The sequence below is a fragment of the Faecalibacterium sp. Marseille-Q0746 genome, from assembly GCF_017377595.1.
GTDB classification, from domain to species: Bacteria; Bacillota; Clostridia; order Oscillospirales; family Ruminococcaceae; genus Faecalibacterium; species Faecalibacterium duncaniae.
The window spans coordinates 71,511-95,012 of record NZ_JAFREI010000005.1 but is presented as its reverse complement, the minus strand read 5'-3'; the positions used below and the strand labels follow the sequence as shown (position 1 = coordinate 95,012).

At 48.8% G+C, this 23,502-nt stretch carries 22 protein-coding genes, 1 tRNA gene and 1 pseudogene; 4 read left to right on the top strand and 20 right to left on the bottom strand.

What is annotated here, in order from left to right; genetic code table 11:
• Positions 1–207: 207 nt before the first annotated feature.
• The 8 genes and pseudogenes from J3351_RS04585 to mobQ form a co-directional block, all read right to left on the bottom strand.
• The gene (locus J3351_RS04585) at positions 208–384 is read right to left on the bottom strand and encodes a hypothetical protein (RefSeq protein WP_207697218.1); all 177 of its coding nucleotides are present in this window, start codon (positions 382–384) and stop codon (positions 208–210) included.
• Positions 381–2,240, bottom strand: a complete 1,860-nt coding sequence (locus J3351_RS04580) for an antirestriction protein ArdA (protein ID WP_156061947.1) — start codon at positions 2,238–2,240, stop codon at positions 381–383. The genes J3351_RS04585 and J3351_RS04580 overlap by 4 nt, the downstream gene beginning before the upstream one ends.
• 12 nt (positions 2,241–2,252) lie before the next feature.
• Positions 2,253–2,789 carry a hypothetical protein gene (locus J3351_RS04575; RefSeq protein WP_181966864.1) on the bottom strand — a complete coding sequence of 179 codons (537 nt, stop codon included), beginning with the start codon at positions 2,787–2,789 and terminating at the stop codon, positions 2,253–2,255.
• Between the two features lie 99 nt (positions 2,790–2,888).
• The gene (locus tag J3351_RS04570; RefSeq protein ID WP_242699307.1) at positions 2,889–3,212 is read right to left on the bottom strand and encodes a DUF3795 domain-containing protein; all 324 of its coding nucleotides are present in this window, start codon (positions 3,210–3,212) and stop codon (positions 2,889–2,891) included.
• 97 nt (positions 3,213–3,309) lie between these two features.
• Positions 3,310–3,966 (bottom strand): annotated as a pseudogene (locus J3351_RS04565) (DNA topoisomerase); the annotation flags it as partial.
• Between the two features lie 28 nt (positions 3,967–3,994).
• The gene (locus J3351_RS04560) at positions 3,995–4,171 is read right to left on the bottom strand and encodes a transposon-encoded TnpW family protein (protein ID WP_117505380.1); all 177 of its coding nucleotides are present in this window, start codon (positions 4,169–4,171) and stop codon (positions 3,995–3,997) included.
• A gap of 106 nt (positions 4,172–4,277) precedes the next feature.
• Positions 4,278–6,143, bottom strand: a complete 1,866-nt coding sequence (locus J3351_RS04555; protein ID WP_156061948.1) for an AAA family ATPase — start codon at positions 6,141–6,143, stop codon at positions 4,278–4,280.
• A gap of 12 nt (positions 6,144–6,155) precedes the next feature.
• Positions 6,156–7,727: a MobQ family relaxase gene (mobQ, locus tag J3351_RS04550; protein ID WP_373417918.1), complete on the bottom strand. Its 1,572-nt coding sequence runs from the start codon at positions 7,725–7,727 to the stop codon at positions 6,156–6,158.
• Between the two features lie 101 nt (positions 7,728–7,828).
• On the opposite strand from mobQ, the gene J3351_RS04545 reads away from it, so the two are divergent.
• Positions 7,829–8,641, top strand: coding sequence for a PD-(D/E)XK nuclease family transposase (locus tag J3351_RS04545; protein ID WP_156069135.1), 813 nt, complete (start codon positions 7,829–7,831; stop codon positions 8,639–8,641).
• A 213-nt stretch (positions 8,642–8,854) separates the two neighbouring features.
• Here the strand turns inward: J3351_RS04545 and J3351_RS04540 are convergent, their stop codons facing one another.
• On the bottom strand, positions 8,855–9,082 hold the full coding sequence (locus tag J3351_RS04540; RefSeq protein WP_238078191.1) for a DUF3847 domain-containing protein: 228 nt from the start codon (positions 9,080–9,082) through the stop codon (positions 8,855–8,857).
• Positions 9,083–9,205: 123 nt separating this feature from the next.
• The gene (locus J3351_RS04535; protein ID WP_156061950.1) at positions 9,206–11,299 is read right to left on the bottom strand and encodes an AAA family ATPase; all 2,094 of its coding nucleotides are present in this window, start codon (positions 11,297–11,299) and stop codon (positions 9,206–9,208) included.
• 46 nt (positions 11,300–11,345) lie between these two features.
• Between J3351_RS04535 and J3351_RS04530 the strand changes: the two genes are divergently transcribed.
• Both J3351_RS04530 and J3351_RS04525 read left to right on the top strand, forming a co-directional pair.
• Positions 11,346–11,708: a helix-turn-helix domain-containing protein gene (locus tag J3351_RS04530; RefSeq protein WP_117505368.1), complete on the top strand. Its 363-nt coding sequence runs from the start codon at positions 11,346–11,348 to the stop codon at positions 11,706–11,708.
• The gene (locus J3351_RS04525; protein ID WP_181966863.1) at positions 11,693–12,535 is read left to right on the top strand and encodes an IS3 family transposase; all 843 of its coding nucleotides are present in this window, start codon (positions 11,693–11,695) and stop codon (positions 12,533–12,535) included. The genes J3351_RS04530 and J3351_RS04525 overlap by 16 nt, the downstream gene beginning before the upstream one ends.
• A gap of 65 nt (positions 12,536–12,600) precedes the next feature.
• Here J3351_RS04525 and J3351_RS04520 read toward each other — a convergent pair whose 3' ends face one another.
• The 9 genes from J3351_RS04520 to J3351_RS04480 all read right to left on the bottom strand — a co-directional run bounded on the left by J3351_RS04520 (position 12,601) and on the right by J3351_RS04480 (position 20,336).
• Entirely contained in the window at positions 12,601–14,169 is a 1,569-nt protein-coding gene (locus tag J3351_RS04520; RefSeq protein ID WP_117505364.1) for an Eco57I restriction-modification methylase domain-containing protein, read from the bottom strand.
• Positions 14,170–14,193: 24 nt separating this feature from the next.
• Positions 14,194–14,853: an HNH endonuclease gene (locus J3351_RS04515; protein WP_156061951.1), complete on the bottom strand. Its 660-nt coding sequence runs from the start codon at positions 14,851–14,853 to the stop codon at positions 14,194–14,196.
• The gene (locus J3351_RS04510; RefSeq protein ID WP_117505360.1) at positions 14,834–15,463 is read right to left on the bottom strand and encodes a hypothetical protein; all 630 of its coding nucleotides are present in this window, start codon (positions 15,461–15,463) and stop codon (positions 14,834–14,836) included. Before J3351_RS04510 ends, J3351_RS04515 begins: the two co-directional genes overlap by 20 nt.
• Positions 15,464–17,614 carry a sensor histidine kinase gene (locus J3351_RS04505; RefSeq protein WP_117505439.1) on the bottom strand — a complete coding sequence of 717 codons (2,151 nt, stop codon included), beginning with the start codon at positions 17,612–17,614 and terminating at the stop codon, positions 15,464–15,466.
• A gap of 191 nt (positions 17,615–17,805) precedes the next feature.
• Entirely contained in the window at positions 17,806–18,495 is a 690-nt protein-coding gene (locus tag J3351_RS04500) for an AAA family ATPase (protein WP_307862854.1), read from the bottom strand.
• Positions 18,495–19,391, bottom strand: a complete 897-nt coding sequence (locus J3351_RS04495) for a DUF6017 domain-containing protein (protein WP_015564211.1) — start codon at positions 19,389–19,391, stop codon at positions 18,495–18,497. Before J3351_RS04495 ends, J3351_RS04500 begins: the two co-directional genes overlap by 1 nt.
• On the bottom strand, positions 19,354–19,608 hold the full coding sequence (locus J3351_RS04490; protein WP_005924919.1) for a hypothetical protein: 255 nt from the start codon (positions 19,606–19,608) through the stop codon (positions 19,354–19,356). Before J3351_RS04490 ends, J3351_RS04495 begins: the two co-directional genes overlap by 38 nt.
• Entirely contained in the window at positions 19,605–19,865 is a 261-nt protein-coding gene (locus tag J3351_RS04485) for a hypothetical protein (protein WP_005945283.1), read from the bottom strand. Before J3351_RS04485 ends, J3351_RS04490 begins: the two co-directional genes overlap by 4 nt.
• A gap of 397 nt (positions 19,866–20,262) precedes the next feature.
• A tRNA-Arg gene (locus J3351_RS04480) sits at positions 20,263–20,336 on the bottom strand.
• A 412-nt stretch (positions 20,337–20,748) separates the two neighbouring features.
• On the opposite strand from J3351_RS04480, the gene J3351_RS04475 reads away from it, so the two are divergent.
• A complete protein-coding gene (locus J3351_RS04475) occupies positions 20,749–22,122 on the top strand; it encodes a TrkH family potassium uptake protein (protein WP_227611653.1) in 1,374 nt (457 codons plus the stop codon).
• A 76-nt stretch (positions 22,123–22,198) separates the two neighbouring features.
• Here the strand turns inward: J3351_RS04475 and pepT are convergent, their stop codons facing one another.
• Positions 22,199–23,416 carry a peptidase T gene (pepT, locus tag J3351_RS04470; RefSeq protein WP_005933076.1) on the bottom strand — a complete coding sequence of 406 codons (1,218 nt, stop codon included), beginning with the start codon at positions 23,414–23,416 and terminating at the stop codon, positions 22,199–22,201.
• Positions 23,417–23,502 lie beyond the last annotated feature (86 nt).

Sequence of the window (23,502 nt, the reverse complement as noted above, 5' to 3'; positions counted from 1 at the left end):
TATAATTTCGCTATTAGCGAATAAATTTTGAGGCAAAAAATAATAGGAGCAACCCCTTTAGCTCAAGCCAGAGGGGTTGCTCCTACTTTAAGTGTTGAAATCGTCCTTACTTCGCACCCCACATCAGTGAGGTGGCCCTACATGGGAAATCATACTGCCCTTACACGGAAAAGCCGCCACAGTCGGTTCCTTGACCCGTTTTGGACCCTAATTTCTGCGTTTTTGGGAGCGGCGGGAAAGATAGTGCGGACAGGACAGCACCACCGCCCGGAAACTCTGCTTGCAGGGATGGACACAGCCCTTGCAGAGCTTGTTATACTGGCGTCTGCCGTTCTCGCCCAGGAAGAACGCCCATTCCAGACGCCATTTCTTGCTCTGGCTCATAAGTCGCCCAGCTCCGGGGGCTTCTTCTGCGGGGCAGGCTTGTCCGGGCTTTTCCGTTCCGCGCACTCCCGTTTCGCGTCCTTCAGCCGCTCCCGGATGGAAGGCTTTTTCTCCGGCGTAGTCCTGCGCGCCTCGGCCTGGGCTTTCTCCAATTCCTCACCACGGCGGCCGTTGTTGATGATCCCGTCGATCATGCCGTAGTCATCCTCCAGGGTCATTTCCGCCGTGCGCAGCGGGTTTTCCGGCTCCACGGGAACGGATACGATCTGCCCGTTGATGCTGGCGAACAGTTCCGGGCGCTTGAATTGCTCGGTGTACTTCTGGATCATGTCCGGGGGCAGGGACGCGAAACTCTCCGACCCCAAGCCCACTACTAGGAAGGTGCCTGCCACAATGTCGTAAATCTCCCCATGCTCGTCCCGGAGGGACCGGTTCAGGTCCAGTCCAATGAGCTTGCCTTCATCGTTCAGCACCAGCCCCACCGGATCGTCAAAGGGATAGGAGGCGGCAATATCGCCGCCCACCTCCGCTTGCAGCGCATGGAGGCCGGGGTCGATCTCCTTCACATAGGGTTCCTTCATGGGCTCCACCACCAGGACGGTTAGCTTCTCCGGTGCGGTATGTTCGGGGGCGGCTCCGCTGGGGATGGCAAAGGCGCGGCTGCCGTTGGCCATGATGAGATACTTCCCGTCCTCGGACTCATGGTGGAAACCGTATCCGACCGCCTCCATCTGTTCCCGGCTCATATCCGTCACATGGAAGGTGCCCCTGGGGGTCCGCACCGTCTCGCCGGTCTCCCGGTCGTCCGGGGTGGGCGCCGCTTGCTGCCCGTACACCTCCGCCTCATACTCCCGGTTTGCCTGCTCCGCAAAGTTCAGCATCTCGTCCACATGGGACTGATCCGGGTTTTCGATGGCCTCCCGAATCACCTGCGGGTCCACATCCAGAAATTCCTCATAGCTGGTGGCGTCTTTGAACTTCTCAATCTCCGAAGGCAGATAGTCCTCCTGGGTCTGCCCCAGGGCGGCCAGTTTCTCGTCCAGGGCGGAGATGCGCCCGGCCATCAGGTTTTCGTAGATTTCTTCCTTCGCCGCGTGTTCCTCCGGGTGCTCGGCGGCATACTGCGGATCGTTCTGCCGGAAAAACTCGTCCATATCGTAGGCAAGGTCCATGGCCCATTCCGAAATTTCTTCTTCGGGGATGTCGTCCTGGAAGGTCATCACCCGGTATTCCTCCGGGATGCTGCCGCGCTCACCATCGTAATACTCATGGAAGCTGTCCCCGGTATCCCGCACATAGCCCAGGTCGGTAAACTGGCCGCTTTCCTCCAGGGCGATGTCCCGCCCGTAAGCCTCATAGTCGATGTAGTTGCGCAGATGCTCCGGCACCTGCATGGCGTCCAGTTCCTCGATGTAATACCGTCCCAGATCGTCGTGGTCGTGGATGTCGGGGTAAATATCGTAGCAGTCCAGGTTCTCCGTCAGGTTGATAAACTCCTGGATGCTGCCCGTGTGGTCGCCGATCTCCATGGCCGCCTGGAACCGCTCATATTCATCCTGGCTCATGTCGTCCAGTTTGGAGGCCAGGTAGTTCAGCTCGTCCAAGTTGGCATACTCACCTAGCAGGTCATAGAGGCCGTCCACATAGCAATCGTAGTCCGTGTTGAACCATTCCTCATAGGTCTGCCCGAAGTCATCCTTCGCACCGATCCAGATGCGCTCAAAGACCTTTTTCAGTTCCTCCGCCGTGGTGGGGAACTTCACCCATTCGCCTACAAGGGCGCCCTCGTTGTACTTGCCCAGGTTGGTGATGAAGGCAGCAAAGGGATAATCTTTGTCATAGTCATAACGGGGCATAGCGACACCTCCTTATCGCTCCGGCGCAGGCTTTTCCCGATGGGGCTGCACCTTGCTCTGATTGGCACATTCTTTCCGGCTCTGTTCCAGCCGTTCCTTGATGGAGGGCTTTTTCTCTATCTGCTTCTCCCTGGGGCGCTCATATTCCCACTCGTCGCCGGAGAGGGTGAGATACCCTTTACTGGTGAAGCACCCCTGTTCCTCCTGCATGGCATGGTTGCCAAAAGGAACGGGATCAATGGCGTCCAGCAGCTCCGGGGGCAGAAGGACGTCCAAATGCTGCGCCAGATAGCGCCAGCCCACATCCTCCACCTTGCTGATGTTGGGCTCCAGGACAAAATACTCGGTGTTGGCGGGGAACTCCCGGAACTGTTCCAGGGTGGTCAGGCGATAAGACGACTCCTGGACAGCGGCCAGGAGATCACGGTTCTCCGGGGAAAGTCCGGCCAGCGCCTGGGCCGCTGCCTCCAGTTCGCTTGCGTCACCGCCTGCGGGGAGCAGCGGCTTCAAATGCTCCATGAAATTGGGTTCGGTTTTGCTCAAAGACATCATCCTTTCTGAAAACAGGTAAAAGAAAAGCAGGAAACCCGGAAAGGTTTCCTGCTTGGTGCCGCTACTGGCGGCTGCTATTTTGTTGTGGTATGTAGTCTATCCCTTCAGGTTCTCCAGCGCAGCGGGATTGTTGGAATGAATGGCGCCGACCATCTGGCAACTTTCCAATTCAGGGCAGTCGCCGCAGGTCGTCACGCCTTTTTGCAGGGCGCATTGACGAATACCGCAAAGGCTTTCACAATACACCGTTTTTGCCCCATCCATGCGGCAGCCTTGACAGTTGATATGCTCCGGCAGAATGGGAGCATGATTTAATTCAGACCATAGCTTTGCCGTTTTCTCGCGCAATGCCTGATCGTCGTTGATCGTTGCAAGATAAGCGTCGCACTTCTCACAGTCCAGTCCACAGTATGCGATCATATCCCTCACGGCTATTTACCTCCTGAAAGATTTTAGCCTTATTATACAGCAATCCGTTACTCTTGGATAGAGCCGTGAAGGAAGAACGACACGATACTTATTTCTCAATGTGGTAATTCACATATTTCCCGCCGGTATCGGCCAGAACGATTGTCCCGTCATAGGTTTTCCCGGTACGAAGGGAGCGCAGCCTTTTGACCTTTGCCTTTCCATCTTTGAGCAAAGCGGCGGCAATTTTGGTAGTAAAGACCTTTCCACGCTGCTCAAAAAAACGGTCATTCTTCCACATGACAAACTGACAGGCACGGTCCGAACAGGCGAAGTTCTTCTTGCCCTCATAGACCGGCTTGCCGCAGCGGGGGCAGAGGCCCACTGTCTCCTTCTCCGGCTGGAACAGCTTTTGCCCATCCTCGGAAATGTGGGAGTATTTCCGCACCAGCTCTGCCGCCATTGCCTCGATCCCGTCCATGAAGTCCTCCGGCGATACCTGGTCCTTTGCCACCTCGTTCAACCGCTGCTCCCAATCCGCTGTGAGCTTGGGAGAGGTCAACAGTTCCGGCAGTACCGTGACCAGGTTGACGCCCGCCTTTGTGGGGATCAGGTTCTTGCCCTTGCGCTCCACAAATCCGCCGGACACCAGCTTTTCAATGATGGCCGCCCTGGTCGCCGGGGTGCCCAGACCTCTGCGCTCTACCTCGTCCGGCATATCTTCTTTGCCCGCATTCTCCATGGCCGACAGAAGGGTGTCCTCTGATTAGAGTTGTCAAGGTGGGAAGTGGATTTTAACCACATTTCTTTTTCAGGTCGGTAATGATAAGCCGCTTCACCTTGCTTTCAGCGGTTTCTGTGCTGTCGTGATTAAAAAACACGCTCACCAGATAGGTGGTACGGCCATCCTTCGTCTTAAAAGATCCGTCAGGAGTGAGGTTCTTGTTTTCGGGCACTTTCACATTTTCCATTCAATTCCTCCTTAAATCGTCATTTTTCGAATTTAGCTGGCAGACTGGCAACTGTGGGTGTACCATGATTTTCTTGCCAGCCAAATTTTTCTGCCAGTCAAATGGCTTATTCCATCCAAAAGACCTTTTTGCGGCCTTCCACAATCTTGCTTTTCAGGGCATCGCCCAGTTCCCGTTTGGCATCCCGGACAGTTCTGCCGGGGATGCCCCTTTCCAGCGCCGCCTTGTCGATGTCCTCGCTGAGCACCTGCTTTCCTCCGGCAAGCAGGGCGCAGATCAGGTCTTTGGCTTGCTGGGTCTTGGTTTCCCGCTGCGGCTCGATGCCGGACAGCATTTCGTCTGCGGTAATGTCGTACTCGCCGACCCAGTGGAAACCGCCCTCGTCCCCCAGAGAGAATGCCAGTGACACGCCCGGCGGGGCAAGGGAACTTTTCTCATGGGTCAGGATGCGCATGGTTGGGTCGTGCTTCAGCTTGCCGATGAACATGACGCTGCGGACGGCGGCAGCAATGTCGATGGAGCCGAGGCCCCGTTGCAAGCTCTGCATTCCAGCGGCCTTGTTCAGATGCCCAATCAGCAAAATAGCGCAGCCTGTTCGCTGCGCTACCTGTCCCAGCCGCATGAAGATAGGACGGACTTCGTTTGCCCGGTTCATGTCCACGTCGGCACCGAGATACGCCTGGATCGGGTCGATGATGACCAGTCGGGCGTTGTTCTCGATAATGGCTCTTTCAATTCGTTCATCTGAAAGGGTGAGCTGCACCTCGCTGTCGTCAATGACCAGTACCCGGTCAAGGTCTGCCCCAGCTTCGATCAGGCGGGGCTTGACCGTATCGCCCAGACCGTCCTCGGCGGTCTGGTAAATCACGTTGAAGGGTTCCATGCGCTCCATGTTGGGCAGCAGCTTTCCGTTGGTGCAGGCGGCGGCAAGGTGCATGGCAAAGTAGGTCTTGCCCTCGCCTGGATTGCCTTGCAGCACACTGAGTTTTCCAAAAGGCAGATACGGTTTCCAAAGCCATTTCACCGGGGTCAGCTCCACGTCGCTCATGCGGATGATCTTCACCGTTTCCGGTTTTGACGGCTCTTTCAGCACGATGCTTTTGAAATAATTGCGGTTCGAAATCTCTGCCCGGTGCACCAAAACGTCGTTCCAATCCTTCATACAGGGCTGAATCCGGGTCACGCTCATAGTGTCCGGCAGCAGAGCCGTCAGCCGCTTACAGGCATCCTCTCCGGCTTTGTCGGAATCCAGACAGAGGAACACCCGCTCTACATCCGGACGTTCCGAGAGAAATTGCCGTAGCGCCTTGCCTGACACCCCGCCCAGCGACAGGTAATTGTGCTGCTGCCAGTTTTTCGGAAACAGTTCGATGAAGGACAGCAGGTCGATGGGGGCTTCAAACACCATCAGCTGCTTATCCGTACCACGGTGCGCAAACCCGAAAGATTTTTCTGCCCCGGCTACATCCTGCCGGAACTTCTCATGGATGCTACGGCAGCTTGCATAGCGTGGGTGTCCGTCTGCATCCCGTCCGACAAACACCGCATTGTGATGGGCTACATCCTCATAGATGTCACCGGCAGAAACGAAGAAGTTCACCAGTGACGGACTGAGTTTCCGTTCCTGCGTCAGATAGTTCAGGATGTTGGCATTGGTGATATTTCGCAGCGGCAAGCGAAACGCAGGAGAGGGGGCGGGGTCAGCCTCCGGCTGGACTTCGCCCGGCTCTCCGGTCAGCATCTGCACCGCTTCGGGGAAGGATTTGCCGTAAAATTCCATCACAAAATCGACCGGATAGCCGCCCTTGCTCTGGCTGTGCCGGAACCATTTGTTTCCGCAGACGGTCAGGCTGTCGTGGGCTTTCCAGCGGTATTCCTTTCCGCTGCACACCAGCGTTTCGCCCTGTGCCCGGAGAAAATCTTCCAGATTGGCGGCGTTTGCACGGTCAATCTGGTCTTGCGTGTAGGTCATGTTCCTTCCTCCTTATAATTCCGGTGTGCTCTTCTGCTGCTCCGGTTTCTTCGGGGCGGCGGTGGCTTTGGCTTCGTGCAGCTTCTTCAGCACGGATTCCTTTTCCGGGGTCTTGCCGCCCGGTGCGGAAAGCTGCTGCTTATTCAGCACAAGGTCGATATACTTGCGCACATTTTTCAGTGCAGTCAGGTCAGGTTGCAAAGTTTCAAGCTGGCTGCGCAGCTCGGCGCTGCCCGATTGCAGCGCCGAAAATTCGGCATCCAATGCCGAAAAATCCACGGTCGTGCCGCCGTTCAGCTTCATCAGGGTGCGGACAGCTTTGTTGAAGGTGTCCAGTTCCTCCTTGTGCTGGGCGGCGTAAGCTTCCTTGGTCAGCTTGAAGTTCTTCTTCATAAAGGTATCGTGGATGGGCTTCAGCTTGGCATGGACGGCAGCAGCGTCCTTGATCTGGGCGATTGTCCGCATACGGTTTTCGTTCTGCTTCAACTGCCTGCGGAGAGGAGCAGTGGTCTGGTTCAGGTTAGAAATTGCAGTGTCCAAATCCTCGATGGTGTTCAGGGAATGTGCTTTCAGATAGTCCACCGCCTGTTTGACTTCCTCAAAGTCCCGGACAGTGCATTTCAGTTTTGCCTTGCCAGACCAATCGCTGCGCTGCTCATTGCGAAGGTTGAAGTAGTCCACCAGCAGGTCGGACAGCGTGGGTTCTTTCGCCTTTTCCAGAGCGTCCAGAAGAAGCTGTTTCTTTTCGGTCAGGTCTGCGATCCAGCGTTGCAGCCCACGGATGGTGTTACGAATGGACTGCATCAGGCTGTTGGCGGCACGAATGTCCCGGTTCAGGTTGCCGAGAAAGGTTTCTATCCCACGTTTTTCTATCTGGTGAGCAGCGGGGCCGAGATGGACGGTCGGAATCTGCTGCACTCCCTGACGTTCAAACGAACGGAGGTCAACACGCTCCGGTCTGCCAGCGGCTTCCAGATAGCGGTTGGTGATGGTTTCCCAGCTGTGCCGCCAGACCTCGGCGTACTTCTGGTCGTTCCAGTCCACCGTGTTTTCCTTGTGGCATTTCCAGTTGCCGGATGGGAGTTGGATGCGCTCTCCATTTTCATCAAGGTCATAAACCTTGCGGGCTTTCGGGAGCCACTTGCCATGTTCGTCCATTGCCCGAATCGTCAGCAGAATGTGGGCGTGTGGGTTCCCATCGCCCTTGTCGTGGATGGCAAAGTCAGCAATCATCCCTTTGGAAACAAACTGCTCCTGACAGAATTCCTGTATCATGGAGAGATACTGTTCTTTCGGCACCTCCACCGGAAACGCCAGCACGATGCGTCGGGCAAGCTGGGAGTTCCACTGGTTTTCCACGGCTTCCACGGCATTCCAGAGGGTTGCCCGGTCTGCAAATCCGGGTGGTGCATGGGACGGCAGCATGACTTCGGCGTGGACAAGTTCTTTCTTCTTGTTGTAGAATTTCGTTTTCTGGTCGTACTCGCTGAACAGCCGTTCGCCGCTCTGGTAAGCGGCCCCGGCAACAGCGGACTGCCCTTGGCTGCGCTTGACGATGGTGATTTTGAAATGCGGACACGGAATAGGCATCACCCCCGTTGATGACATCCGGAATGTTCTCTTGTAAAAATTACGAACTTATGGTACTATTAGCTTGAACAAGCAAGCAGAAAGTTGGTGAACCAATGTCGGAAAGAAAATCACAACAGGAACTGGATTTTGAACGGAAACACGAAGAAGATTTGCAGCGGTTGCGTGGATTGCGTTTGATTGATGACGATTTCATGGCCGCAGTTTTTGAAGATAGCGCCTGTGCCGAGTTCCTTTTGCAGATCATCTTGAAGCGGGATGATTTGACTGTCAAAGAGGTTCACGGCCAGTACAGCATTAAAAACCTGCAAGGTCGTTCCGTTCGTTTGGATATTTTGGCAGTGGATCAGGAAAACCGTGCATATAATATTGAGGTGCAGCGCAGTGACCGTGGTGCGAGTGAAAAACGTGCACGGTATAACAGTAGTCTGTTGGATGCAAACCTGACTGATGCGGGCGATGATTACGATGCGCTGAACGAAACATACGTTATCTTTATCACCGAGAATGACGTATTAAAGGCAGGCCTTCCAATTTATCATGTTGACCGTACAGTCCGGGAAACGGGAACGTTTTTCAACGATCAGGCGCACATTATTTATGTGAACTCACAAATCAAGGACGAAACCGCATTAGGAAAACTGATGCATGACTTTTTCTGTACCAACTCGAAGGATATGAATTATCCCATTTTGGCACGGAGAGTTCGTTATTTCAAAGAAGATACGGAGGGAGTGGCAGCTATGTGCAGAGCTATGGAAAAGATGCGGGATGAAACCGAGCATGAAACATCGGTCAAACACGCATTGGCAATGTTGGCAGATGGTGTGCCTTGTGAAAAGGTGGCAAAGTACACCGACCTTTCAATTGAGGAAGTCCGGGCATTAGCTGAAAAGAAATCTGCCTAACAAAAAGATAAGCCGATTGGAAATGTTGCTGTTTCCAATCGGCTTTTTCATGCGTGTTTTATGGTAGCGGGCAAAAGGATAGCTGCAAAGCAGCGCAAGGAAAATGCAGTTTTCCTTGGGATGGAATCGGGCTGGCGCACAAACGCCAGCTTCGATTTCATCGAGCCGTCTGCAAGACCGCAATTTCACCGGAACGGTGTATAATTGCGCCCTTTATTCTAAAGGGTTTTGGACGTTGCTGCGTTCGTGAACATCATGCACCATCTTTGCAAGAGCCAGCACGACTTCCGGTTGACGGAACGAGATCTTCAAAAGCTCCATCACCTGATCATCGGTCAGCTCTCCCGGACAGACCAGAAAGCTTTCCAGCATTCCGGCACGGGTGCAAAGACGATGCACACGTTCTCTCCGATTCAGCTCTGACATCTGGCGTTCAAGGATCTTCTCCCGGTGCTGGCAAGAGCGCAGCTTTTGCTCTGCTTTTGCTTTTTGTTGCGGAGGTAAGCAAGATCGGTTTTGGGTTGGGTCAATGGCATCACGCTCCTATTTCAAAAACAAACTATTTTATGCGGGTTGAACAGTTCTGAGTTCGTTAATAGCTTGGTTGCACACGTCTACAATGTACTGCGGAACAGTGTCATAGATTCGAGGATCGAGCTGGAACATATAATCGTTTTCAACATGGTATGTTTCATTAACAAATTTTTGAACTACTACATTCATTGGTCTCCCAATGAAAATGAGTCGATAGATTTGTAGCTTTTCATAATTTGCTTCAGTTGAATCGTATAAAGATATCAGTAAATTTTGATCTTCCATGCGTTGATATGCCATCTGATAATCAAAATCAAGTATGTATTTTTTTATATCTTCAGTTCCTTTTTGAACTTCATCCGGGGTCATGGGAATTTCGATACCGTTGCCGATGCATTTCATCGGAGCTTCTCGTGTGCCATCGCCTACGTGAAAAACATTAGAAAGTAACTGCCATGCATCGTTTTTGTTGTTTTCAAACTCCATGAGCCTACGCAAATAGATAAGTTTATTTAAGGGATCGGTTGATTCTGCAATGTTTTTTTCTGCAATAGCTGGATATGCCTTAATGTCATCCGCGTGAATTTGCTGCTCTTGAAGTACCCCATTTCGTGTTGATAAGAAAGCAGCAGTCGAAACAGCACCAAAGTTTCGTTTCATAGTGTGAACCATATCAACCACCGTTCCGAATTCATGGGTTAGAAGAAGTACAGTCTTTCCTCGTAGATATCCAGGCTCTTTAAAAAGCATATTGACAATTGCAAATTTTTTGTTTCCATCAAAAGAAGAAATAGGATCATCCAATATAACCAAATCTGGTGTTTCACGTTTTATACTGTACATAAACAGAAGCAACGCCAGCGCATTTCTTTCGCCATAGCTGAGGTGTGCTTGTACTGCATTGATGGCTTCACGATGATCTTCATAGTGCAAAAGCAGCCTGTAATTTTTACCTTCAGATTCTTCTATGCTGACAGTATAATGATACCCTGCATATCGTAAGAAATCGTTAATCTCTTTTTGGTTTCTTGAAATTATGTTCCGAATCAAAGCATTTTGACGGCTAATTTTTATACGAAGCTGAATAATTCTATTGAGTACACCATCTATTGTAGTATTTAAAACGTTTGTTTTGCTTCGCATTAAATCGGAATTGAGATTAGCGTAATTAGGAAGATCTATCTTCTTATTTCGCAGAGTACTTTCAATTTGAGCTACATCTTTTAGATTACGGAAACCGATGGACTTCAGATCACATAGCTTTTGATACAAGCAATCAACATCATTCTTGATTGCTTGTAAAAAATGCTTTTGGTCATCAGTTATATTCGATGCATTGTTTAATATTGTTTGCAGTTGTCGTTGAGCATCTTCTGGAAGATATGGCATAAGCGCAGTGTATACTTCTATAAGATGGTCCAGATGTTCAATAGATTTCGCATCATAAACATTGCGAACTCGCTTAATCTTTTCACGAGTTTTTTCAATTGATCCGGAGCAATAAGGACACTGATCAGCCATTTCCAAATAATCGTTTCCGCTTAATTGCCACTTGATCCACGCGACGTTTTTGGCACCTTCTGTATGTTGTAAATAAGGAGCGTACGATTCCAGCCCTTGAGGAATATTGTGAATCATATTTCCTCTTCCAAGACCTTTCATTATCGGGCTTGCTGCAGAGAGTCCACGCTGGGTGGCCTTCCCGAAACCAACTACAAATTGATTTAGTGTTTGAATCAATTGGTCAAGTTCAGGATGAGATTGGAATGTTTGACTAATACTTTCTAGCAATTGGGTGATTTCCGCCATATTCCTGTCATAATCAGGTGTTTTAACAAAAATTGTAAAGCTATCTTTTATCAGCTCGTCGGGCTGGTAGACATACTGATTTACATAATCCTCGTTGAAAATTTGGACACTGTGAAAATCTTCCAATCCGGAGATGCTGGGTTGATGTTCATCGGCATCTCTTTCATACCGGAATGGCAGTAATTGTTTTAGCCCATCTTCATTACCAGTGACTTTCGCTTGGATTGCTTTTGCAATAGTGGATTTTCCGGTTCCGTTGATGGCATATTTAATATTCAGCTTACGGGGTTCAATATCTATTGAACTGCACCCCATCTGTTAGACAGTATGATATACTATCTAACAGATGGGGTGATTTATTATGGCAAGAGGAAAACCCAACAAACGATATACGCCGGAATTCAAGAAAATGGTTGTAGAAACCATGGAAAAAGAACAGCTGAGTATCTATGCAACGATGCAGGAATTCGGAATTAACGATCATAAAATTATAGAGCGTTGGGAACGCATTTATCTGGAGGAAGGGCCGGAAGGCCTTGCCATCAAACGGCGCGGCCGCGGCAGCACTGGTCGGCCAAAGAAGCTGCCAAAGGATGTAGAAGAAGATCTGCTGGCCGAAGTGCAGCGACTGCGTGCGGAGAACGATTACCTAAAAAACTTGCAAGCCTTGGTTTTGGAAGACGAGCGACGCCAGCGCAGAAAACGCAGGTGGTTCAAAAGCTGAGGCAAAGACATTCTCTGGATATTCTTCTCTCAATCGCTCAACTTCCCCGTGCCACTTTCTACTATCATCTGAAGCGGATGAACAGTTCAGATAAGTATAAAGCTTCCAAAGCGGAGATCACGGCCATTTACCATGAAAACAAAGGAAGATACGGCTATCGCCGCATTACAGCAGAACTTCACAAGCGCAATTTCCTCCTGAACCACAAGACTGTCCAGCGGCTTATGAAGGAGCTGGGCTTAGTTTGCCGTGTCAGGATGAAGAAGTATCGTTCTTACAAGGGTGAAGTTGGCAAAATTGCGCCAAATCTGTTAAACCGGGACTTCCGCGCCGAAAAGCCAAACCAGAAGTGGGTCACCGATGTGACAGAGTTCAGTTTGTTTGGCGAGAAACTGTATCTGTCTCCAATTCTCGATCTGCACAGCAGCGATCTGGTCAGCTATACCATATCGGATCACCCTGTGCTCAGCATGGTGACAACCATGCTGAACGAGGCATTTGCAAAAATTCCGGACGGAACAAACCTCATTCTCCATTCTGATCAGGGCTGGCAGTACCAACATAAACAGTATCAACGGATGCTCCGAGAGAAAGGCATCCGGCAGAGCATGAGCCGGAAAGGGAACTGTCTGGACAATGCTGTGATAGAAAATTTCTTTGGGCTGCTCAAGAGCGAACTGCTGTACTTGCAGGAATTTCAGTCCATGGAACACTTCAAGCAGGAACTCGTTGCATATCTAGATTACTACAACAACCGCAGGATTAAGGCAAAACTGAAGGGCTTGCCGCCTGCAATTCACAGACAACAAGCCCTTTCGGCTGCTTGAACAATTTTTACTTCAAAATATTGTCTAACTTTTCGGGGTCACTTCAGGACATCCGGTGGTGGGGTTTATTTTCTTCTTTTAATTAATTTGGTTCGGATAGCATTTAGTCGTGTAATTTCGTCGGTAGATAAATCTACTTCTAGTGTTTTGGAATTGACGAAAGCAACAAGCTGATTAAGATCTTCGTTATCGTTAAACATCTGTTTTGCGCGTTCAATATCACAAGGTTTAATTTGACGATATGGAACTGAGATAGTTCTAAATTCGTTAGGGGTAAGTTCTGATACTCCACCTGCGTAATATCTACCAACAAATTCGCATTGAGCAAGTGTTAGTGAATTATAAAAGCAAAACACTAAACTTTCGGGATCTATGCCCTCATGCAGTCGAAGATTATACGCAATGTCTGTGGTATATATTTCGGCAGGATTAGTAGAAATTCGCGGGCATAAATCATATCTTTTGAAGAATATTACTCGGCCACTTTTAACGATTGGAACCCCATACCAAGGTTCGCGTTTAGAACATTTGTAACTTTTCTGAATTTCCACACCGTTTCTTTTTGTGGAGGCAACTATAGACAAATAGTTTTTTAAGGAAACTGGTAACTCGTCTGGTTTTGTTCCTACCAGATCTAAAAGATATACTTTTTTTCCCGCTGATGCTAATTCGGAAATGAGAGCATGATTTACCTCAAATTTGTTTTTTGCCATTACCCCCTTAGATATAATGGGTTTTACATACTGAGCACATTCATATTGATCGACTTCTTCTTTTGTCAAAATAAATTTATTATTTGCGCCAGTCACAATCCCGGGAGCACTATCTGAAAGTTTTGCAATAGTAGTATATTGGTTTGTAATTCGATTTAATAAATCAATTTCTTCATCAGAAAGAACTGCATTAGACCATTTTTTCAAAGGTTTATTTCGTTCAATTCTAGATTCTAGAATTGGTGTTTTAGAATCTAACTTTGCATATTGACGATACGAAATATAGGGAAGCCCTTGATTTTCATTAGTGAGGTATACCAAGCAAGCCTCTTGCTCTATTTCAGGAAACATACGCTCTTCAAAAGAAAGAATATGTATAGTGTTAAATTTCTTCTCAAGAAATCCTCTAAGCTTTTCGGCATACTGTACTTGCAAAAACTCTGTGGGAAGCACAAAAAATACCGTACCGGTTTTTGATAAAAGTTGAGTGGCCGCTATTACAAACGCAACCCAAGCATTTTGAATTAAGCTCTCAGGTAAGTTTAAACTTTGACATAAAGAACGAGCAGCCTCCAAGAACTTCTTGTCCATGTTTTTTATGTTGATGTATGGTGGGTTTCCTACAACAAGGTCAAACTTCGCTTTACAAGTGGAAGAATATTCCAGAAAGTCAGCGGCAATCATTGTTACTTTAGGAGAAAGAATTCGTTCATTGATGGCCTGTACTTTCTCTTGGTATAACTCCACACCTACAATATTGCCTACAGAATTGGATTTGGAAAAAAGTCGAATGAACCTTCCATCTCCAGCGCTGGGCTCTAAAATTGATTTTATAGGCTTATGTTGCTGTTGTAGGTAATTGTATATAAAGTGAATAGTTTTTTGGGGGGTATAATAAGACCCCGACAATTTTTCATCCATAGTTTTCCTGATGACTTTAAGGTGTTATATTAAAGTTTTATTCCTTTTCATTATTAGAGCACCAAGGCATTGCTCCAGTTTTTCTGCAACAGTGGGATTGCTTGTGCGCTGTGTAGAAATAAAATTTTTTATTTCCAGTAACAAATAGTCTAGGCGACGAAATTCACTGCCCAATAAAAGTTTCTGGTAAAAATCTACGACTACTTGATCTTCAGCATAATCCGGTCGGATACATATGTAGTAATCTTCGTTCCTATCAAAAACCTGTGCAATAGATCCATCATCGGGATTCAGAGTCCCTTGGTGATCTTCATCAATCATCAATTTCCCTTTGCCACGGTTGCAAGAATAACAAGCGAGTACAAGGTTGCTCACTTTACCGGCTTCACTTCGACCTGCTGTATCTTTTGAAAAAGCATCTTCACAAATAAAATGGTCAACTTCAAATAGCCGTATATCAGAGATTCCAATCCAAGCACCACAATAAGCACATTTGCAGTTATATATTTCAGAAAATGGCTTAAAATAGACATCTTGTTTATCGTGAACAAAGTTATACATTATTTTTGCGCGCTTGTGATCTTGCTGGATTTTGCGCTCTAAAGCACACTTTTTAAGCGCAACATCAACTAAAACCGGACAATTTGTTGTGTTTCTATAATCTTTATTTGTGTCCGTAAGCATCTTTAATCTCCCTAAAACTGCAAATCAGATTATCAATATCACTTTTCGACAAAGCATCATAAGAATCATCGCCTTGTAACGAATTTAACACTTTATCAATAAGAAGCTTTTCCACATCTTTGCTCTGAATCAGATCATCTGCCAAATCCTCAAAGTCTAGAACCTCTTTAATAGCCCTGTCTAAACACGGAGCTAAATTTTCCTGATAGTATTGAGTGGCATCCTCTCCATGCCGGCCAGAAAACTTGCGGATTACATTTTCGCCAGCCAGTGTTTCATCTTGGGTAATAATTATGACTTCTACATATGGCAAAATCTTTCTAAGAATAATTTTAAATTGCTTACCAGAAAATCGACCAGTGCCAATAGTGCGTTCTTCAAATAAATGATTGTCGATCAAAATCACATTTGCAGCTTTAACAGTAACATTTTGGAGTAATGCTTCATAACCTTCATCCCCACAAAAACGGACCTCTTTATAGACTTTTTCAATTTGTGTGATATCAGGTTGTTGAAACGGTGTGGCGCAATACTCCTTGGTCATGTATTGAGACAAAATTTCATCACTATTATCATCGATATATACGATGTTAATCTTTTTGTCCGACATTTATAATTTCTCTCCTAACTCAAAGTTGAAGTGGAAACCATTATGGCCATCGATGCTAATCACATCCCCTCCGGTCATGCGAATTGTATTATGCACAATCCACATACCGAGACCGTGACCATTTTCTCTGGAAGATTCATGAACTTCAAGTATACGCATTGGATCATTAATATACTTTGGAGGCAAACCAACACCAGAATCTTCATAGACGATTTTTAACAAGCTACCGACTTTATGGATAGATATATTAATTACAATTTGACTTGAAGCTTTATTCTGCTGCCATGAATTTAGAATCAAATTATCAAAAATCGCTGTAAAAATGTCCTCTGATGTTTCAAAGTAAACCGATTCATCAACATTTAGGTTGATCAACAAAGAGGCGTAGTCTCGCATCCAATTAGCCTTAATGTTCTCCATAATACTGTTAACAGAAAGGCTTCTAGGTGAAAACTTTTTCTTCTCAATTTCATCGAGCATTGTGTCCATAAAGGCAACGATTTTTTGATTGATCGCCTTGTTGCGGCTTAAAAGTTGAGGCACATTTTTATAACTATATTCTGTATATTCTTGCGAACACAGGTCTTCCCAAAAACCGTATTCCTTTAACGCATCTACAATATATTGGTAGTTTACACTAACACTATTTCTGTCATTTTTTAACTCGTGAGCAATAGACGATGCTTTTAGCCCTGTGGTTGCCAAAACATTTAAAATTCTGACATCGTACCGGTATTTCTTTTCGGTGGATTCTTTCTCGTCCTGAAAGCTCTTAGATTCTGCTTTCACCACAGAAATTTCTTGGGCCAATGCTTTAGTCTCATTAGATGTTAAATGGATTTCTTTATTTCGTCCCCTAAGGATTTGATCAATCATGGGCGTAGTAGGAGATGGCTTAGGAGCATTCTTTTTGTCAATTGAGCGGATAATTGCTTGCCTGTATCGTTCAAAGGCAGCAATACCAATGGTGATTATTTTTACAAACAGCTTAAAATACTCATTTTCCTCCAACCCTTGTCTGTTAGCTAAATCTCGAAGCTGATAATTTTCTTTTTTATCAATTTCGACTTTGCCAGAAAGTTGGTTTGCACGAACCCGCCATGCTCCTGTAGGATGTGTTGCAGCGGCAGGAGATTTTCGAGAACGCTGGTTAAGACCCAACCAATCTTTTTCTCCATCAAATGAAGCTATACTAAATGCGTTTCTATATAAAACGACTCCCTCATCATATCTATCGGGGAGAGCAGAATAGTTATAGCAAAATCTTTCAACATCCTGTTTTGTAGGTGTTTTTAAAGAAAAATACAGTTCGGCCGAAAAATTCCCCAATTCTTTTAACATTGAATACAATTCGCCGTCTGAAGAATCTATTTCTGTATTCCCAGCAAGTTCTTCTAAAATAGATACATCGTTTGAAAAATATTGCAAATCGAGAGAACGACAGTAGTTTTTAGCTAAATTAGAAAATTCATCACTTTTTATTGTATAGTAAAGTTTTAATTCTGAAGCATCATAAAACAATCCTATCTGGGTTACAAAGTTTTTCCCTATCTGAGGCTTTTTGAAAATATAAGATACACCTTTCCCAAAATTAGGATAAATTTTAATCTGCATCCTATCATCATTGCAAGTAATGGACAAATAGTTAATTAAGTTCTTGATTGATTTTTCGGTCCATCTATCGCGCAATGCGGAAATTTCAATCCGTGTCCCTAGCGGCAGGTTTTCTTCATTGGTTAGGTCATCTAATATGCTTTCAGACCAGTTGGTGGTCCATTTTACAGGAATTTCGCCTTTCTTTGCGCTATAAACGTTAACTGATGCACCAAGGCGGGCTAAGGCAAAACGGCCGACACCTTTGGAACCCGCCAATACACGGCCGTCATTATCTTCTGTGCCAGAAAGGCTATATCCTTTGTCACTTTTTCCAACATGCATCCAGTTCTCGCAAATCGTACTCTTGCTCATACCAATACCGTCATCAATAATGACAATGCTACGATCAGAAAAAGTGATGCTAACATTGTTTGCTTGAGCATCGTAAGCATTTTTAACAAGTTCAAGTATCGCAGATTCTTTATTGGTAAAGTTCTGGACACCCAAAAGTTCAGCTATTGTGCTATCTTCCACAATATATTTAAGTCGTTCCATAAAGAATCGCTCCATTCCTTGCACTCCCTTTCATTATACCATATGAGAAAATAATCGGCAATAATAGCCGAGAAAATTGGCGAATAATTGTGGCCATTTAGGTATATTTTGCCCATCCGATACTTGTTGAAACCATCTATTCGATTTCATAGTTATGCAGATGCGAACGCAATTGTGGGCTATCCAATAAGTCACAAACATTCTGCAGGACAATATCGCATTCCTTTTCCACCCGCTGTATCTTCCGAAGTTCCGCTTGCAAGGCAGTCTTGCGGGCAGAGAGTCCATCCAGTTCCGCTTTCAGTTCTTCTTCGCTGTATTTTCAATTTCGGGTTGATCTGCCGCCGGACCTTCTGCACGGTCTGCAAAAGCTGTTCCAAGCCTTTTGCAGACAGATACTGCGCCTGCACAGGAATCAGGGTGGTGTCTGCTGCTGCCAGTGCGTTCACGGTCAGCATCCCAAGGGAAGGAGTGCAGTCCAGCAGAATGAAATCGTATTCATGCTTTGCACCTTCCAACACCTGTTTCAGCATCTTTTCCCGGTTCATGCAGTTAACGAGAGACACTTCCATCCCTGCCAGTTCGATGTTGGCTGGAATCAGGTCAACGCCCTCCGCATGGTGCAGGATACCTTCGCCGGGCGGAATACTTTGGTCGTTCATGGCTTTCTGCATCAGGGTGGAAAGGGTTGTGGGCAATTCATCGGGCTGCTGCCAGCCCATGCTGATGGTCAAGCTGCCCTGCGGGTCAGCGTCCACCAACAGGACCTTCTTGCCCTCCATCGCCAGACCGATGCCCAGATTTTCACAGGTCGTGGTCTTGCCGGTGCCGCCTTTCTGGTTGACGATGGCTATTGTGGTTGCTTTCTTTGAAATTTTTATCACCTCCGCATCGCTAAGTCATGGTTGGTTTGGTTCTGATAGAAAAGCTGCATTGTGGTGGGTGCATTATACAGAGAAGCAAGCAGATACTGTTTCATGTTTCGGATCGGGCTGCTGTTCTCTGCAAGGCACTTCAGCACAAAGCGAATATGGTCGGCGTTCAGCTTCATAAAGCGGCTGCGTACCACCTCAGCGGGTTTATCGTCCCCGGCAATGTGCAGCAGCTTGCGGTTGGTGGCACAGGTGTCCACCAGCAAATCCACGATCTGATAGATGGTGTCCTCATCATCTGGGCAGAGTCGGAGCAGAAGGTCTATCTCCAAAGACTGCGAAAAATATTCTTCCAGTTGGGCGTGTTTGCTCATCCAGTCGTTTTCATCGGAATAGATAGGATCAGTATCGCTTACCTCTGTATTATTTCTCTCAGTCTTATTACATCGTAGTTTGGCCGGGTCTTGAAGCGTATTCTGGACGGTTCCGGAATCGTCATTATCACGATTCAAGTAGGGCGTTTTTGACGATTCTGACGAAAAATTCTTTACATAGATGAGATCGGGCTTGCCCAGCCCCCTCCGTTTGCGTTCGATCAGGCCGTACTCTTCCAGTTCTCGCAGCAGCTTGGTGGCCTTTTTATCGGCACAGCCCAGTGAATCCTGCACCTCCTGCACAGTATAGATGATGAACACCCGCCCAGCCTTGTCCAACCAACCATTCCGGGCTGACAGGCTCATGCGGTCCAGCAGGATACCGTACAGTGTTTTGGCATCTGTGGAAAGCGGTTGGAAGCGGCTATCCTGAAACAACAGCTTGGGAATCCGGTAGAAGGAGAACAGCTCGCTGGACTGCCCATAGAAGTAATCAAGGTCTGCGGTTCTTGTCGGCTTTTTTTCGGGCATAGAGAATATCCCATTTTTCAGGTGTGGAACGGAATACATTGACCTGCTTCTTATAAGGGCAGTGGGCATACAGGCAGGTGCGGAACTTGAAATCGGGTCGATAGTACGGGCACAGCTTGCAGCTGTCCGGGGCACGATCGGAACCTTCTCCAGCGGCGATCACATGGTGCATGGAGTGCTGAACATGGCGCAGAGCTTCGTTTCGCTTGTGGCTCACTTGGCATCACCTCGTTTCTCCAGCGGTGCCATCAGGTCTTTGTAGCAGGGAACCAGCACACAGGGCTTTGCCCGCTTGTAGGGGCACCCTTCGCACTTGCTGGGGCCTTTGGGCGGCTCGATCAGATAGTAGCAGTTCTCTTTGCCGAGAACGCAGCCCTTCTTTCGGTTCTTCCAGAAGAAGCAGTGCCGGCAATCTGCCGGGCGGGAAGCGTGGTAGCGGATACCGTCCATCGTGACGGTCAGAACTTTTTTCATCGGTAAACCCTCCTTTGGTGGATTCGGGAAGTTCAGCCCGAAAACAAAAAAGCGCGTTCCTCTTTCTGTTCCGAGAGAACAGCGAGTGAACGCGCTATGTATGGAGAAAAGTGTTTTACACGGTTTCGGGCAGAAATGTGGAAAATAGATTTACACAGTTTATCTTGTATTTACATGGATTTACAGGAAAGCGGCTACCAATTTTAGCAGAGAGCCGGAAAACAGAGTTCAAAAGGTGCTTTATGGGGCTTCATTAGCTGGAAACCTGATTTTATTAGCTGAAACCGAAAATTCTGCTAATGGCATTCGCTGGCTAATTTTGGTGATAGGTTCAAAATGAAAAATGCGAAGATCGTCTTTCACATGGAAAAATGACCTTCGCATTTTCTTAAAGGGATACCCCAGACAGGATTCGAACCTGCGGTCTCCTCCTTAGGAGGGAGGCGCTTTATCCAGCTAAGCTACTGAGGCATATTATGTATTATCGTTGATTTTTTTGAAATTCAACGCACTTGGAAACAAATGTGTGGAATGCTTTTCACAACGAAGTGACCGACTGCATTGCAACCGGGACGATGGTAAAGTTGTTGCATCAAAATTTGTTGGGAAAATCTCGATCCCCAGTCTTGCTTTTGATTAGAGCAATCACTTCTGCACCCAAGGTATCAGGTTGACCGAATTCTTAGGAGGCGAACGCTCTATCCAGCTGAGCTATGAAGACGGATACCATATTATAATACCGCAACTTCCCCACAAAATCAAGTTGAATCGGAAAGAAAAAAGGTGTATCCTATAGGAGAGGTGCTCATGCGCGGCATGGGTGCAGAATGAAGTGCAGGTGCAGCACAGGCGGCCCGGCACAAAAAGGAGCCAACTTATGGGGATGAAACGGAAAAAGAGAGCACCGCGTCGGCGCGGCTGGCTGCTGGGCAGCAGTGCAACGCAGGTCATCTGCATCAGCTTTGTGCTGCTGATCGCGCTGGGAACGCTGCTGCTGACACTGCCCATTTCCAGCCGCAGCGGTCGGCTGGGCGTGGTGGATGCCATGTTCACTGCCACCAGTGCCACCTGTGTGACAGGTCTGGTCGTGCGGGATACCTGGACGCAGTTCACGCCCTTTGGGCAGGCGGTGGTTTTGCTGCTGATCCAGGTGGGCGGTCTGGGCCTGGTGACCCTGACCAGCTTTTTTGCGCTGGCTGCCAAACGCCGGATGGGCTTTAAGGACCTGCGGCTGCTGGGAGAAAGCGTTTCGGCCAGCGGCTACTCGCAGGCCACCGATGTGCTGAAGATCGTGGTCAAGCTGGCGATGACCTTTGAGATCATTGGTATGGTGCTTCTGATGATCGCCTTTGTGCCGCAGTTCGGTGCGGAGGGCATCTGGATCAGCGCATTCACGGCCATCTCGGCGTTCTGCAATGCGGGCTTCGATCTGTTTGGCCGGTTCGGGCAGTATTCCTCGCTGGCTCCCTATGTCAGTAATTATTATGTACAGGCTGTGATCATGTTCCTGATCATGGCAGGCGGTCTGGGCTTTATGGTCTGGGTGGAGATCGGCGAGTGGCGCAAGAAGCGGCATCTGTCTCTCCATGCCCGGATGGTGTTGCTCTTCTCCTGCATCCTGTGGGTGGGCGGTGCTGTCCTCATCGGCCTGATGGAGTGGAACAACCCCAAGAGCATGGGCGGGCTGTCCGTGCCGGGCAAGGTGATGGCGGCCCTGTTCCAATCGGTGTCAACCCGTACTGCCGGTATGAACACCATCGACCTGGCCGCCTGTGGGCCCATCACCAAGCTGCTGATGAGCGTTCTGCAGTTCATCGGCGCGGCTCCCGGTTCCACCGGCGGCGGTGTGAAGGTGACCACCTTTGCAGTTCTGATCCTGACCATGCGCAGCGTGGCGCAGGGCCGGGACGATTGTGTCATCGGCGGCCACCACATTGAATCCAAGACCGTTTACCGTGCGCTGACCATTATCATGCTGGGCATGGTGGCAGCGCTGGGCTCTGCCGTGGTGGTCTATTACAACACCTCGGATGCTGTAACGGTCATTGACGCGATCTTTGAATCCTGCTCCGCCTTTGGTACCGTGGGCCTTTCGGTGGGCGTGACCAGCCAGCTGAACACCGGGGCCAAGCTGCTGTATATGCTGGTGATGTTCATGGGCCGTGTGGGCCCGGTGTCCTTTGCCATCAGCCTGACCAGCAAACCCGATGACAACAAGCGGAAGATCCTGCCCGTTGGACAAATCAACGTAGGATAAAAAAATGGACGGCTCCCGTTTTCGGGAGCCGTCCATTTTTATGTACAGTCAGCGTGGAAAAGTTCCGGGAGCGAAATCATTTGCTGTAGATCTCCACGATATTCAGCAGGATTTCGGTTGCCTTGTCCATGCGCTCTACGGTGGTGCACTCGCACACGCCGTGGAAGTTGAAGCCGCCGGTGCCCAGATTGGGGCAGGGCAGGCCCTTCCAGCTCAGGGTGGCACCATCGGTGCCGCCGCGCACAGGCACTTCCTCGGGGGTCAGACCGGCCTTTTCGATGGCCTTTCGGGCGTTCTCCACCAGATGGAAGTGGGGCTTGATCTTTTCCAGCATGTTGCGGTAGCTGTCCTTGATCTCCACCTCCACGGTGCCGGGGCCGTACTTGCCGTTGAGGTAATCGGCAATGTGGAGGAGATTATCCTTCTTGTACTGCAGCTTGTCGGCATCGTGGTCGCGCAGGATGTAGCCCAGCTTTGCGTTGGTCACGTCGCCGTACATCTGGCAGAGGTGGTAGAAGCCCTGACGGCCCTCGGTGGTCTCGGGACGGGCCATGATGGGCAGGGCCGTGTGGAACTCCATGGCCACATTGGAGGCGTTGATCATGGCATCCTTGGCGGAGCCGGGATGCACCGAGAAGCCGTGGATGGTCACGGTGGCGGCAGCTGCGTTGAAGTTCTCATACTCGATGCCGCCCACGTCACCGCCATCAACGGTGTAGGCGAAATCCGCGCCAAAGCCCGGGATATCGAAGAGGGAAGCGCCCTCGCCGATCTCCTCGTCGGGGGTGAAGGCGATGCAGAGCTTGCCGTGGGGGCGGCCCTCGGCAAGGAGGATCTCGGCGGCGGTCAGGATCTCTGCCACACCGGCCTTGTCGTCTGCGCCCAGCAGGGTGGTGCCGTCGGTGGTGATCAGGGTCTCACCCTTGAGGTCGGCCAGGAAGGGGAAGGTGGAGACCTTCATCACCATGCCGGTGGCGGGCAGGGTGACATCACGGCCGTCATAATTTTCGTGCAGGATGGGGGAAACACCCTCGCCGGAAGCATCGGGGGCGGTGTCCATGTGGGCGATCAGGCCCAGGGCAGGCTTGTCCTCACAGCCGGGGGTGGCGGGGATGCTGCCGTAGACATAGCAGTGCTCGTCTACCCGGGCATCCTCGATGCCCAGAGCCTTCATCTCTTCCACCAGCTGGCGGGCCAGGTCAAACTCCCGCTCTGCCGAGGGGTGGGTGCCGCTCTCAGGGTCGGAGGTAGTGTAAACGCGGACATAATTCAACAGTCGCTCGTATGCACGCATAAGAATGCTCCTTTGCTTGTATTTGATTCTATGATACGCTTTTCCGCGGCAATTTACAAGAGGGTGCAGCAGGGGAGCGCAGATCG